Below are 13,093 nucleotides of genomic sequence, written 5' to 3'. Positions count from 1 at the left end.
AACTGCCCAGGTAAATACGGAGTGATGGGTTCCTGGAGCCGCGGCCGCGCCGCCGGTCGCCGACCGGCGGAATCAGGCCGGGGGCCCGCCCTGGAGGCCGTGCATCAGGAGCGCCGTGAAGGTGGCCACCCACAGCCCGTCCACCGGCTCGGAGCTCACCAGCGCCCGGTGCACCACCGTGCCCGCGATCACGTCGAAGATCAGGTCGGTGGTGTCGCCGGTGAGGGACTCGTCCTCCTCGTAGGGGAGTTCGCCGCGGGCCTGCGCCCGTTCGCGCCCCAGTACGACGAGACGTTTCTGCCGGTCCACGATCGCCGACCGGATCCGGTCGCGCAGCGCCTCGTCCCGGGTGGACTCCGCGACCACCGCCATCAGGGCCGTACGGGCCTCCGGGCGCCGCAGCAGTTCCGCGAACTGGAGGACCACGTACTCGATGTCCGCTTCGAGGGAGCCCCGGTCGGGCAGTTCGAGGGCGTCGAAGAGCTCCGCGACCGCGTCCACGACGAGCTCGTTCTTGCCCGCCCAGCGCCGGTACAGGGTGGTCTTCGCGACCCCCGCCCGCGCCGACACGTCGCCCATCGTCAGCTTCGACCAGCCCAGCTCGACCAGCGCGTCCCGGGTGGCGGCCAGGATCGCCGCGTCCGCAGCGGCGCTGCGGGGGCGGCCGGTGCGGCCGGGCGGGGGGCTGATGCCGGGGCTGGGGTTGCGCATGGCGGTGACCATACCCGCCGGTAGGGAACCGCCCCGGGCCCTGGCGCTGTGGTTCAGATCACGGGGCGCCCGGGCCTGCGGGGAGTTACGCTACGGCTCGTAGCGAAAGAGCGACAACCACGCGAAGGCTACTGGTGCCAGGTGGGGACCCGGCGCCGCAGACATCAGGGCAAGAACAGACAAGACCAGCAAGGCGGCAGAGCCGGTAGGACCGGCAGGGCCGGCACGACAGGGGTGGGGCCGGATCGCGCGCTATTTCGCGCGATCCTTTTCGTCGGCGCGCGCACACGGGGGAGGATGTACGCATGCAGCCCAGAAACATGTCCATGAGCGGCGTCGTCGACCTCGCCGCTGTGAAGGCGGCCGGCGAGGCCAAGGCGAAGGCCGAGCAGGCGCGGGCCGAATCGGCCCGGCAGGGCGGGAGCGGCGCCGGCGCCGCGGCCGCGGCCGCCGGCGCCGTGCCGCCCTCCGCGCTCGTCATCGACGTCGACGAGGCCGGCTTCGAACGCGACGTACTCCAGCTCTCCAACGAGGTCCCGGTCGTCCTCGACTTCTGGGCCGAGTGGTGCGAGCCGTGCAAGCAGCTCAGCCCGCTGCTGGAGCGGCTGACCGTCGAGGCCGCCGGCCGCGTCGTCCTCGCGAAGGTCGACGTCGACGCCAACCAGATGCTGATGCAGCAGTTCGGTATCCAGGGCATCCCGGCGGTCTTCGCCGTGGTCGCCGGCCAGGTGCTGCCGCTGTTCCAGGGCGTGGTGCCCGAGCAGCAGATCCGCGAGACCCTCGCCCAGCTGGTCCAGGTCGCCGAGGAGCGCTTCGGCCTCATCGGCCTCCAGGTCGACCCCGGTGCCGAAGGGGCCCCCGCCGCCGCGGCCGCGCCCCCGGCCGGTCCGTACGACGCGCTGCTGGAGGCGGCCGTCGTCGCGCTGGACGCCGGTGACCTCGGCGGCGCGGTGCAGGCGTACAAGAACGTACTCGCCGATGACCCGGCGAACATGGAGGCGAAGCTGGGCCTGGCCCAGGCAGAGTTGCTCTCCCGGGTGCAGCACATGAACCCGCAGGCGGTGCGCGAGGCGGCCGCCGCCAACCCGCGCGATCCGCAGGCGCAGATCGCCGCGGCCGACCTGGACCTGGTCGGCGGGCACGTGGAGGACGCCTTCGGCCGTCTCGTCGACACCGTCAGGGTGACGGCGGGCGACGAGCGGGACGCCGTACGGGTGCGCCTGCTGGAGCTGTTCGAAGTCATCGGGGCGGACGACCCCCGGGTGTCGGCGGCGCGCACCGCGCTCGCCCGCGTCCTGTTCTAGCTCCCGGCCCGGCCCGGATCCGGAAGGGTCCGGGTGGCCGGTGGAGCACCGGCGATTTATTGACACGCTGGTAAACAGCGGCCGCATTTTACCAAAACTTGGTAATCGCGGCCGCTGTTACTGCGAGTAAGCCGAACCAGGTGAACTGTCCGGTTGGTTCACTCTTCCCCCGTTCTGTCGTGGCCCTGGGTGACACCCTGTGTCGCCGCCCGACGGCAGTGGGTCGTACTCCGGTTATCCACCCGTTACCCGCCAGTAACGAACCCCCTTGTGCCCCGGCCTGGAATGGACCACGATCGGCGACGCTCGGTCCTTCCCGCGGAGCCGCTCATCCGGAGCCGCGGTGGAGGGTCCCCACCGAGCCGGCGGGTGGCAGTTTCCGCACCGGCCGTGGGACAGGGGGGTCTCTGCCGCACCGGCAGGGCCTGTCCCTCCAGGTTGCGCGAACGCGTGGCCCAGTGGTTGTCGCTCGGGGGTGATCGCCGGTGTACCGGACGCGGCTGTGCGCCGCGGCCCGGCCGCCTGCGCTCCTTCCCGAGGACGTAGCACTTCTCCCATCCCAGGACGGGTACGGCCCGGACCGGAGATGTACGTCCGAGAAGGAGGAACGAAAATGAGTTCTCAGGTTCGTGGCGGGACCAGATGGAAGCGCTTCGCGCTCGTCATGGTGCCGAGCATCGCGGCCACCGCCGCGGTCGGTGTGGGTCTGGCGCAGGGTGCCCTCGCGGCGTCCTTCAGCGTCTCCGGCCAGGACTTCAAGGTCTCGGCCGACAAGCTCGACGGTGACAACCTCATCCAGTACGGCGGCATTGCCGAGGGTCACGACCTCAAGGGCAACGCGGCGCACCACCCGGTCACCATCTCCGGGTTCAGCCACGCCGAGATCACCAACATGTGCCAGTCGCTGGTGACCCCGACTCCGCTGGGCAACATCACGCTCCAGCTGCGGACGGGCCACAAGGGCAAGCCGGCCGTCGCCGACAACATCTACCTGGATGTTGCCGAGCTCGACACCGACGCCGAGTTCAAGAACCTCGACATCGGTGTCGCCGTGGGCGACGCGAGCCACAAGACCAAGCCGCAGGCCGGTACGGTCGCGAGCCCGTACGCGTTCTCCCAGCGCGCCGACAAGGCGATTCTGTCGAACGTGCGCCAGAAGGCGTGGGCGACGACGGCGGGTACGTTCAAGCTGCCCGACCTCAAGCTGCGCCTGCTCGGCGGCGACCAGCCGTGCTACCAGGACGAGAAGTAATCCGTCCCGAGGTGTGACCGGAAGGGCGGGACGGGGGCGGCAGCGGCCGTCTCCGCCCGCCCGTCCGGGCTCCACCCGAGTTTTCCGTACCACCGTTTCCAGGGAGCTGTAGTCCATGAACCACCAGGCCCCGGTCTACGTTCGCCGCTCCGATGATGCCCTGCTCACCGTGGCGTATTACCACTTCTACGCCTGGCGCGGCCGCCGCCCCTTCTGGGCAGGCCTGTTCATGATCTGCGGTGGTTTCCCGATCGCGTACTACCCGTACGCGGACCTCCGGCTGGGCAACGTCACCCTCGCCATGGCCACGACGGCCGGCTCCGGTTCGCTGATCATCGGCGTACTGCTGGCCGTACTGGGCGTGGCGCTCTGGTTCCAGCAGGCCATCCGCGTCTTCGCGGGAGTCGCCTCGATCCTGCTCGCGCTGGTGTCGCTGCCGGTGTCGAACCTGGGCGGATTCTTCGTCGGGTTCGCGTTCTCCATGGTCGGCGGCGCCCTGGCCCTGTCGTGGGTCCCCGGCAAGCCCGCCGATCCGGCGGAGGCGACGGCGATGGCGCCGGCGGCGACGGAACCCGTGGTCGGCATGAGCAAGGCCGATGCGATGGCGGGCGGCCTCCACGGCGTCCCGGCCCCCCGCGACTCGGAGACGGCACACGCGAGCGAGACGACTGCCCACGCCGATGGCGGGAGGAACAGTGCGGGGTGACGAGACGCAGCGGGGCGTGGCCCCAGGCGCAGAGTCCCGTGACAGAAAGGGCCCGCGGCACGCGGCGCCCAGGAAATCGCTGCTGAACAAGATCCAGATACCCGTCGGCAAGACGATGGCGCTGGCCGCCATGCCGACCGCGGTCTTCGTCGGGATGGGCATGGCCCCGAAGCTGGCCGTGGCCGACGACAAGGAGATCCCCTTCGCGCCCGGCCCGTGCGTGACGCGGTCGGACGAGCCCGCGGAGTCCGCGTCCCCGTCGCCCTCCACGTCGCCTTCGCCCAGTGCGAGTGCGAGCGCGTCGCCCGGCGCGAGCCCCTCGCCGAGCGCGTCCGCCTCGAAGCCGAAGCCGGGCGTGAGCCCGTCGGCGCCGAAGCCGTCCGCGAGCGCCTCGGCGTCCAAGCCGGCTGCCAAGCCGGCCGACCCGCCGCCGGCCGCGAAGCAGACGTCACCGGCTCCGTCGGCCTCGACGCCGGCCGCCAAGCCGGCGAACCCGCTGGACCCGCTGGGGCTGGGCGACAAGGTCAAGGACCTCGTCGACGAGCTCGGCAGGCCCCTCAAGGACGCGAAGGCACCGGCGACCCCGGCGCCCGCGCCGTCCACCACCGCCGCCACGGCCGCCAAGGACACCGCCGCGGACGCGATCCGCGAGGCGGCGAAGAAGGCGGGCGTCCCGGTCTCGGAGCTGTCCAAGGAGGTCAAGGACACCGCCGCGACCCCGAAGGACGAGACGGGCAAGGGCGCCGACAAGGGCGCCGCGCCGAAGCCCAAGGACACCAAGGCGGACCAGGACAAGGCCGACAAGGCCGACAAGGCCAAGGACGCCAAGGACGCCGAGGACGCCGAGGACGCCAAGGACGAGGCCACTCCCGAGGCGACGAAGGACGCGGACGGGAAGGAACCCTTCCCCTGTCCGACGTACGACGCCAAGGCACTCGCCGACGCCGAACTGGAGGCGGGGATCCCGCTCCTCCCGGACGAGCCGTGGTACCTCGACAGCTCGCTGCTGACCCTCTACGGCCTCGACTACGAGGGCATCGTCGAGGTGAAGACGGCGGGCGGCAAGGTCAAGAAGGTCCTCAAGTTCACCGCGGACTCGCTGGACATCAAGGACCTGTACCAGACGGTCGGCAAGAGCGGGAACGTCGCCCACCTGAAGTCCCGCCCGGGCTCCACGTCCAAGATCCGCGGCGGCACGGTGACGATGTACACCGAGAGCCTCAAGGGGAACCTCTTCGGTCTGATCCCGATCGAGTTCACCCCGAACAGCCCGCCGCCCCTGAACGTCCCGTTCGCGTTCTTCACGAACGTCAAGGTCGTCCAGGCCGGCCAGTTCGGCGGCACCCTCACGGTTCCGGGCCTCAAGAACTACATCGGCCCGCCGGAGTAACCCGCCGCGAGCACGACGCGCCGAGGGCGGCACCCCGGATCCTGGAAGGGATCCCGGGTGCCGCCCTCGGTCCGTGTGCGGCAGGTGCCGGTCAGGCCTGCGGGGCGTCGCCGCCCAGGTGGTGGACGCGGACCATGTTGGTCGTGCCCGGGACGCCGGGGGGCGAGCCGGCGGTGATGACCATGGTGTCGCCCTGGTCGTAGCGGCCCAGCTTGAGCAGCTCGCCGTCCACCAGGTCGACCATCGCGTCCGTGGTGTCCACGTGCGGGACGACGTACGACTCGACGCCCCAGCTCAGCGTGAGCTGGTTGCGCGTGTTGACGTCCGTGGTGAAGGCGAGGATCTCCTGCGAGGCGCGGTAGCGCGACAGGCGGCGGGCCGTGTCCCCGGACTGGGTGAAGGCGATGAGCGCCTTGCCGTCGAGGAAGTCCGCGATCTCGCAGGCCGCGCGGGCGACGGAGCCGCCCTGGGTACGGGGCTTCTTGCCCGGGACCAGGGGCTGGAGGCCCTTGGCGAGCAGCTCCTCCTCGGCCGCCGTGACGATCTTCGACATCGTCTTGACGGTCTCGATCGGGTAGGCACCGACCGAGGACTCGGCCGACAGCATGACCGCGTCGGCCCCGTCCAGGATCGCGTTGGCGACGTCGGAGGCCTCCGCGCGCGTCGGGCGGGAGTTGGTGATCATCGACTCCATCATCTGGGTCGCGACGATCACCGGCTTGGCGTTGCGGCGGCACATCTCGATGAGCCGCTTCTGGACCATCGGGACCTTTTCGAGCGGGTACTCGACGGCCAGGTCACCGCGGGCCACCATGACCGCGTCGAACGCGGCGACGACGGCCGCCATGTTCTCGACGGCCTGCGGCTTCTCCACCTTGGCGATGACGGGGACCCGGCGGCCCTCCTCGTCCATGACCTTGTGGACGTCCTTGACGTCGTTGGCGTCGCGGACGAAGGACAGGGCGACCATGTCGCAGCCCATCCGCAGGGCGAAGCGGAGGTCGTCGACGTCCTTCTCCGACAGGGCGGGGACGTTCACGGCCGCGCCGGGCAGGTTGATGCCCTTGTGGTCCGAGATGACACCGCCCTCGATGACGATGGTCCGCACCCGCGGGCCCTCGACCCCGGTCACCCGCAGCTCGACGTTGCCGTCGTTGATCAGGATCTGGTCGCCCTTGGTGACGTCGCCCGGCAGGCCCTTGTAGGTGGTGCCGCAGATGGACTTGTCGCCCGGGACGTCCTCGGTGGTGATGGTGAACTCGTCACCGCGCACCAGCTCGACGGGACCCTCTGCGAAGGTCTCCAGACGGATCTTCGGACCCTGGAGGTCGGCGAGGACGCCGACCGCACGCCCGGTGTCCTCGGAGACCTTCCGGACGCGGTCGTACCGCTCCTGGTGTTCTGCCTGGGACCCGTGGCTGAAGTTGAATCGGGCCACGTTCATGCCTGCCTCGATGAGCGCTTTCAGCTGCTCATACGAGTCGACGGCGGGGCCCAGCGTGCAGACGATTTTGGAACGGCGCATGGAGCGGATCCTATCGGTTTGTTTCGTAGCGGAATATTCCGTCTGGCGGAAAGTCCAAAGTGACTACCGGGTAACCAGCGCGTAGGCCTGCGTCGCGATCTCCAGTTCCTCGTCCGTCGGCACCACGGCCACCGCGACGCGGGCGTCCGGCGGCGAGATCAGCCGCGGCCGCGGCGAGCGCACCCCGTTCGCCTCCGCGTCCAGCTCCAGGCCCAGCCCGCCCAGCCCGGCCACCGCGGCGGCCCGTACCTGGTGGGCGTTCTCGCCGACCCCGGCCGTGAACACCACCGCGTCCACCCGGCCCAGGACCGCCGTGTAGGCGCCGATGTACTTCTTCAGGCGGTGGACGTACGCCTCGAAGGCGACCGTCGCCGCCTCGTCTCCCTCGCCCGCGCGCCGCAGCACCTCGCGCATGTCGTTGTCGCCGCACATGCCCAGCAGACCGCTCTTCTTGTTCAGGAGCGAATCGATCTCATCCACTGAGAGGCCCCCCACCCGCGCCAGGTGGAAGACGACCGCCGGATCCAGATCGCCCGACCGGGTGCCCATCACCAGGCCCTCCAGCGGGGTCAGGCCCATCGAGGTCTCCACGCACACCCCGCCGCGCACCGCCGACGCGGAGGCGCCGTTGCCCAGGTGCAGCACGATCACGTTCACCTCCGCCTCCGGCCGGCCCAGCAGCGCCGCCGTCGCCCGGGAGACGTACGCGTGGGAGGTGCCGTGGAAGCCGTACCGCCGGATGGCGTACTCCCGCGCCGTCGCGGCGTCGATCGCGTACCGCGCCACGTGCTCCGGCATCGTCGAGTGGAACGCCGTGTCGAAGACCGCGACCTGCGGGAGGTCCGCGCGCAGGGTACGGGCCACCTCGATGCCGGTCACGTTCGCCGGGTTGTGCAGCGGGGCCAGCGGGATCAGGTTCCGGATCTCCGCGAGCACCTCGTCGGTGACGACCGTCGGCCGGGTGAACCGGGTCCCGCCGTGCACCACCCGGTGCCCCACCGCGGCCAGCTCGGGGGAGTCCAGGCCCAGCCCGTCGGCCGCCAGTTCCGCCGCGACCGCCTTGAGCGCGGCCTCGTGGTCGGCGATCGGGCCGACCCGCTCGCGTCCGCCGCCCCCGCCCGGCGTCTCGTGCACGAGGCGGGAGGTCTCCTCCCCGATGCGCTCCACCAGGCCGACGGCCAGACGGGACGCGTCCGCCATGTCGAGCAGCTGGTACTTCACCGACGAGGAGCCGGAGTTGAGGACGAGTACGCGCGATGCGGTCACGGTGGGTCTTTCCTTCTCGGGGGTGTGGCCGGGGGAGGGTCCGGGAGGGCCGGGGCCGGTCGGTCAGGCGGTGGGGGCCGGCGCGCCCTGCGCCTGGATCGCGGTGATCGCCACGGTCGTGACGATGTCCTGGACGAGCGCGCCGCGCGAGAGGTCGTTGACCGGCTTGCGCAGGCCCTGGAGCACCGGCCCGACCGCGACGGCGCCCGCCGAACGCTGCACGGCCTTGTACGTGTTGTTGCCCGTGTTGAGGTCGGGGAAGATCAGCACGGTCGCCCGGCCGGCCACCTCGGAACCGGGCAGCTTGGTCGCGGCCACCGAGGGCTCCACGGCCGCGTCGTACTGGATCGGCCCCTCGATCAGCAGATCGGGGTGCCGGGCCCGGACGATCTCGGTCGCCTTGCGGACCTTGTCCACGTCGGCCCCGCTGCCCGAGGTGCCGGTCGAGTACGAGAGCATCGCGATCCGCGGCTCGACCCCGAAGGCCGCCGCGGTGGCCGCCGACTGGACGGCGATGTCCGCGAGCTGCTCGGCGTCCGGGTCCGGGTTGACCGCGCAGTCCCCGTAGACCAGGACCTTGTCGGCCAGGCACATGAAGAAGACCGAGGAGACGATCGAGGCCTCGGGCTTGGTCTTGATGATCTCGAAGGCCGGGCGGATGGTGGCGGCGGTGGAGTGCACCGAGCCGGAGACCATGCCGTCGGCCAGCCCCTCCTGCACCATCAGGGTGCCGAAGTAGTTGGCGTCGGTGACCACGTCGCCCGCCAGCTCGACGGTCATGCCCTTGTGGGCGCGGGCCTGCGCGTAGTACTCGGCGAACCGTTCCCGCAGCGGCGAGGCCGCCGGGTCGATCAGCTGGGCCCCCGAGATGTCGATGCCGAGGTCGGCGGCCTTCTTCAGGATCGCCTGGGTCTCGCCGAGCAGGGTCAGATCGCAGACCCCCCGGCGCAGCACCACGTCCGCGGCGCGCAGCACCCGCTCCTCGGTGCCCTCGGGCAGCACGACCCGGCGGCGCTCGGAGCGGGCCCGCTCCAGCAGCTCGTGCTCGAACATCATCGGCGTGACCCGCTCCGAGCGGGCCACCGACAAGAGGTCGCGCAGCTCGGCGGTGTCCACGTGCCCCTCGAACAGGCCGAGCGCCGTCTCCAGCTTGCGCGGGGTGGCGGAGTTCAGCCGGCTCTGCAGCGAGAAGAGCTCGGTGGCCGTCGGGAAGCTGTTGCCGGCCACCGAGACCACCGGGGTGCCCGGCGCCAGCTTCGAGGCCAGCGTCAGGATGTCCTCGCCCGGGCGCTCGTTCAGGGTCAGCAGCACCCCCGCGATCGGCGGGGTCCCGGAGGTGTGCGCGGCCAGCGCGCCGATCACCAGATCGGAGCGGTCGCCGGGGGTCACCACCAGGCAGCCGGGGGTCAGGGCGCCCAGGAAGTTCGGCAGCATGGCGCCGCCGAAGACGAAGTCCAGCGCGTCGCGGGCCAGCCCGGCGTCGTCGCCGAGGAGCACCTCGCCGCCGAGCGCCGCGGTGATCTCGGCGACGGTCGGCGCGGACAGCGACTTGTCCTCCGGCAGGACGTAGCAGGGCACCGGGAGGCGGGCGGCGAGCCGCTCGGCTATCGCGTCGCGGTCCTCGGCGGCCACCCGGTTGACCATCATCGCGACGACGTGGCAGCCCAGGCTCTCGTACGCCCGGTAGGCGTTGCGGGCCTCGGCGCGCACCGACTCCGCGGGCCGCTTCGTACCGCCCACGACGGGCACGACGACGGCCCCCAGCTCGTTGGCGAGGCGGGCGTTGAACGCCAGCTCGTCGGGGAGGTTGGTGTCGGCGTAGTCGGTGCCGAGCACCAGCATGACCTCGTAGTCGCGGGCCACCCGGTGGAAGCGGTCGACGAGCCGGGAGACCAGCTCGTCGGTACCCTTCTCCGCAGCGATCGCCGAGGCCTCCTCGTAGTCCATGCCGTACGCGGTCGCCGCGTCCTGGTCGATCCGGTAGCGCGCCTTGAGCAGGTCGAAGAGCCGGTCCGGCGCGTCGTGCAGCAGTGGACGGTAGACACCGACCCGGCCCGTCCGGCGGGTCAGCAGCTCCATGATCCCCAGCTCGACGACCTGCCGGCCGTCACCCCGCTCGATACCGGTCACGTACACGCTGCGCGTCACGCGTGTTCTCCGTCCGTCTATGGCTCGATTTTTCCCGATGCGATGGGCCTGACCTCTTGACAATACCCCGGCGGCGGGCTAGGGCGCCCGCCAGCAAAAAGGTCTCCGCGAGGGGTCCGGGGGCCCGGCGGCGGGGTGCCGCGCAGCGCGCCCCGCCCCCGCTGCGTGGAACAATCGGACAGGCTTCATCAATACGCCCTTCATATGTACGGCCGTCCGCCCCCGCGTGAACGGCCCGGTACGACCAGGAGCAGGAGACACAGCACGATGCGCATCGGAGTTCTCACCGCAGGCGGCGACTGCCCGGGACTGAACGCTGTCATCCGGTCGGTCGTACACCGTGCCCTGGTCGGACACGGCGACGAGGTCATCGGTTTCGAAGACGGGTTCAAGGGCCTCCTGGACGGCCATGTCCGCCCCCTCGACATCAACGCCGTCAGCGGCATCCTCGCCCGCGGCGGCACGATCCTCGGCTCCGCCCGCATGGAGCGGGCCCGGCTGCACGAGGCCGCCGAGAACGCGGCGGAACTGGCCACCCGCTACGGCCTCGACGCCCTCATCCCGATCGGCGGCGAGGGCACCCTGACCGCCGCCCGGATGCTGTCGGACGCCGGGATGCCGGTCGTCGGCGTACCGAAGACCATCGACAACGACATCTCCTCCACCGACCGCACCTTCGGCTTCGACACCGCCGTCATGGTCGCGACCGAGGCCATCGACCGCCTCAAGACCACCGCCGAATCGCACCAGCGCGTGATGGTCGTCGAGGTCATGGGCCGCCACGCCGGCTGGATCGCCCTGGAGTCGGGCATGGCCGGCGGCGCCCACGGGATCTGCCTGCCGGAGCGCCCCTTCGAGGTGGACGCCCTGGTGAAGATGGTGGAAGAGCGGTTCGCCCGCGGCAAGAAGTTCGCCGTCATCTGCGTCGCCGAGGGCGCTCACCCGGCGCGGGGCTCCATGCCGTACGAGAAGGGCGAGATCGACGCCTTCGGCCACGAGCGCTTCGCCGGCATCGGCAACCGCCTCGCCGTGGAGCTGGAGCGGCGCCTGGGCAAGGAGGCCCGCCCGGTCATCCTCGGCCACGTCCAGCGCGGCGGCACCCCGACCGCCTACGACCGCGTCCTCGCGACCCGCTTCGGCTGGCACGCCGTCGAGGCCGTCCACCGGGGCGACTACGGCAACATGACCGCGCTGCGCGGCACCGACATCGTGATGGCCCCGCTGGCCCACGCGATCACCGAGCTGAAGACCGTCCCCGAGGACCGGATCTACGAGGCCGAGTCGGTCTTCTGACCCGCCCGGGGGCGTCCCCGCGCGGGCGCCCCCCGCGGGCCGTCGCGCCGCCGTTCCCCCTCGCCGCCCTACCGGGAGCCGCCCGCGACGGCCCAGAACCGGTCCACGATCTCCGCGAGGTACTCCCGCCCCGCGTCGCCCGCCCCGGCCGAACCCCCGCCGCCGCCCCAGCTGAGGGTGGCGACCATCCGGGACTGGTACTCGCCGTAGAGCTGCTCCAGCACCCGCTCCAGATGCTCCTTCGGCACGGGCAGCAGCTTCGACAGCGGCTTCGGGTACGCCTGCCAGCGCGTGGTCACCGCACTGCGCAGGAGCTCGGCGAGCTCCTCCTTCTTGCCGCTCGCGGCCACGAACTGGGCCAGCGTCAGCCCCAGCGTCGAGGTCAGCGCGGCCGACTGCCGCTCATTGGCCTTCCAGCGGCCGGTGTCCTCCATCTTCTGGTACGAGTTCTCGTCCAGCCCGATCCGCCGCGACAGCTCCTCGGCCGTCATCCCCCGCGCGAGCCGGTGCTCCCGCAGGGTGACCGGCTCGGCGAGCAGCTCCCCGGGCGAGCACCAGAGCACCCCGGCGAGGGCCGTGAGCTCGGCGGAGGTGGGCGACATCTCGCCGCGCTCCCACGCCTCCACGGTCTCGGGCGCGACAAGCAGTCCGTACTGGGCGCGCAGGCCATAGGCGACATGACCGGGAGCCATGCCCAGGGCCGCGCGCAGGCGCCGCGCGGCGGGGGCATTGAAAGGAGGGCTTGAGTGCACGCCCACACCGTAGAAGTGGCCAAGCTCCTACGACTACGGACCAAACAAACAAGCCCATAACTCGTAGGAAAGTCCTACGCGGTTTCGCTGATTTGTCGGGTTTCCCCGTGACTGTCCGGTAGCCGGATCGCGGGACATCCCCTCCCGAGGGTACGGATTGAGCCAATCCGTTTCAGGCTCATCCCCGGATCCGCCGAGTGACCCCCGTCACACTGCGTGAACCGGCCACCGGCCACCCGCGTGTCAGGGGCAGGGGCCCTCGCGTACTGGGGGTGCGGGGGCCCCGGTCTTGCCCTGACGTCCACGTCAAGCCGTACGGTCGGGGCCATGCGCATCGGCGAACTGGCGGAACTGGCCGGAACCAGCACCCGGACCCTGCGGTACTACGAGTCGCGCGGGCTGCTGCCCGCACGCCGGGACGGCCAGGGCCACCGCACCTACGACGAGGGCGACCTCCGGATGCTCCGCCAGATCCGGATGCTCCGCGACTTCGGCTTCGAGCTGGAGGAGACCCGCCCCTTCGTGGACTGCCTGCGCGCCGGACACCCGGCCGGCGACTCCTGCCCGTCCTCGCTCGCCGTCTACCGGCGCAAGCTCGCCGAACTCGACGGGCTCATCGGCCAGCTGGCCGACGTGCGCGAGCAGGTGGCCCGGCAGCTGTCCGCCGCCGAGGCGGCCGCCCGGGAGGCCGCCGGGGAGCCGGCCGCGCCGCGCTGCGAAATGACCGGATGAACGAAAGGGGAATC

At 71.3% G+C, this 13,093-nt stretch carries 11 protein-coding genes; 6 read left to right on the top strand and 5 right to left on the bottom strand.

All coding sequences use genetic code 11. From position 1 onward, the window contains the following. Window positions 1-72 precede the first annotated feature (72 nt). On the bottom strand, window positions 73-711 hold the full coding sequence (locus IE248_RS01510) for a TetR/AcrR family transcriptional regulator (RefSeq protein ID WP_086025369.1): 639 nt from the start codon (window positions 709-711) through the stop codon (window positions 73-75). A gap of 305 nt (window positions 712-1,016) precedes the next feature. On the opposite strand from IE248_RS01510, the gene IE248_RS01505 reads away from it, so the two are divergent. The 4 genes from IE248_RS01505 (at window position 1,017) to IE248_RS01490 (ending at window position 5,363) form a co-directional block, all read left to right on the top strand. Next, window positions 1,017-2,015: a tetratricopeptide repeat protein gene (locus IE248_RS01505; RefSeq protein ID WP_190029813.1), complete on the top strand. Its 999-nt coding sequence runs from the start codon at window positions 1,017-1,019 to the stop codon at window positions 2,013-2,015. Between the two features lie 613 nt (window positions 2,016-2,628). Next, a complete protein-coding gene (locus IE248_RS01500; protein WP_073798313.1) occupies window positions 2,629-3,267 on the top strand; it encodes a DUF6230 family protein in 639 nt (212 codons plus the stop codon). A 115-nt stretch (window positions 3,268-3,382) separates the two neighbouring features. After that, window positions 3,383-3,973 carry a DUF6114 domain-containing protein gene (locus tag IE248_RS01495; RefSeq protein WP_008738316.1) on the top strand — a complete coding sequence of 197 codons (591 nt, stop codon included), beginning with the start codon at window positions 3,383-3,385 and terminating at the stop codon, window positions 3,971-3,973. Beyond that, complete coding sequence (locus IE248_RS01490) at window positions 3,963-5,363, top strand: hypothetical protein (protein ID WP_190029812.1); 1,401 nt, start codon at window positions 3,963-3,965, stop codon at window positions 5,361-5,363. Before IE248_RS01495 ends, IE248_RS01490 begins: the two co-directional genes overlap by 11 nt. Window positions 5,364-5,454: 91 nt before the next feature. On the opposite strand, the gene pyk is transcribed toward IE248_RS01490, so the two are convergent. From pyk to pta, 3 genes are all read right to left on the bottom strand, one after another. Next, window positions 5,455-6,888 (bottom strand): pyruvate kinase, encoded by a 1,434-nt coding sequence (pyk, locus tag IE248_RS01485; protein ID WP_190029811.1) that lies wholly within the window; start codon window positions 6,886-6,888, stop codon window positions 5,455-5,457. A 63-nt stretch (window positions 6,889-6,951) separates the two neighbouring features. Beyond that, entirely contained in the window at window positions 6,952-8,154 is a 1,203-nt protein-coding gene (locus IE248_RS01480) for an acetate kinase (protein WP_073798315.1), read from the bottom strand. 63 nt (window positions 8,155-8,217) lie between these two features. Then, the gene (gene pta, locus IE248_RS01475) at window positions 8,218-10,302 is read right to left on the bottom strand and encodes a phosphate acetyltransferase (protein WP_073798316.1); all 2,085 of its coding nucleotides are present in this window, start codon (window positions 10,300-10,302) and stop codon (window positions 8,218-8,220) included. A gap of 267 nt (window positions 10,303-10,569) precedes the next feature. On the opposite strand from pta, the gene IE248_RS01470 reads away from it, so the two are divergent. After that, the gene (locus IE248_RS01470; RefSeq protein ID WP_008738325.1) at window positions 10,570-11,595 is read left to right on the top strand and encodes an ATP-dependent 6-phosphofructokinase; all 1,026 of its coding nucleotides are present in this window, start codon (window positions 10,570-10,572) and stop codon (window positions 11,593-11,595) included. Between the two features lie 68 nt (window positions 11,596-11,663). On the opposite strand, the gene IE248_RS01465 is transcribed toward IE248_RS01470, so the two are convergent. Further along, the gene (locus IE248_RS01465; protein ID WP_073798317.1) at window positions 11,664-12,353 is read right to left on the bottom strand and encodes a helix-turn-helix domain-containing protein; all 690 of its coding nucleotides are present in this window, start codon (window positions 12,351-12,353) and stop codon (window positions 11,664-11,666) included. 321 nt (window positions 12,354-12,674) lie between these two features. Here IE248_RS01465 and IE248_RS01460 point away from each other — a divergent pair, with 321 nt between their 5' ends. Continuing rightward, window positions 12,675-13,079: a MerR family transcriptional regulator gene (locus IE248_RS01460; RefSeq protein WP_008738328.1), complete on the top strand. Its 405-nt coding sequence runs from the start codon at window positions 12,675-12,677 to the stop codon at window positions 13,077-13,079. Window positions 13,080-13,093 lie beyond the last annotated feature (14 nt).

The organism is Streptomyces goshikiensis (assembly GCF_014650555.1).
Classification (GTDB): Bacteria; Actinomycetota; Actinomycetes; order Streptomycetales; family Streptomycetaceae; genus Streptomyces; species Streptomyces goshikiensis.
Note: the sequence above shows the minus strand (reverse complement) of the source record. Positions and strands in the feature narration are given on the sequence as shown.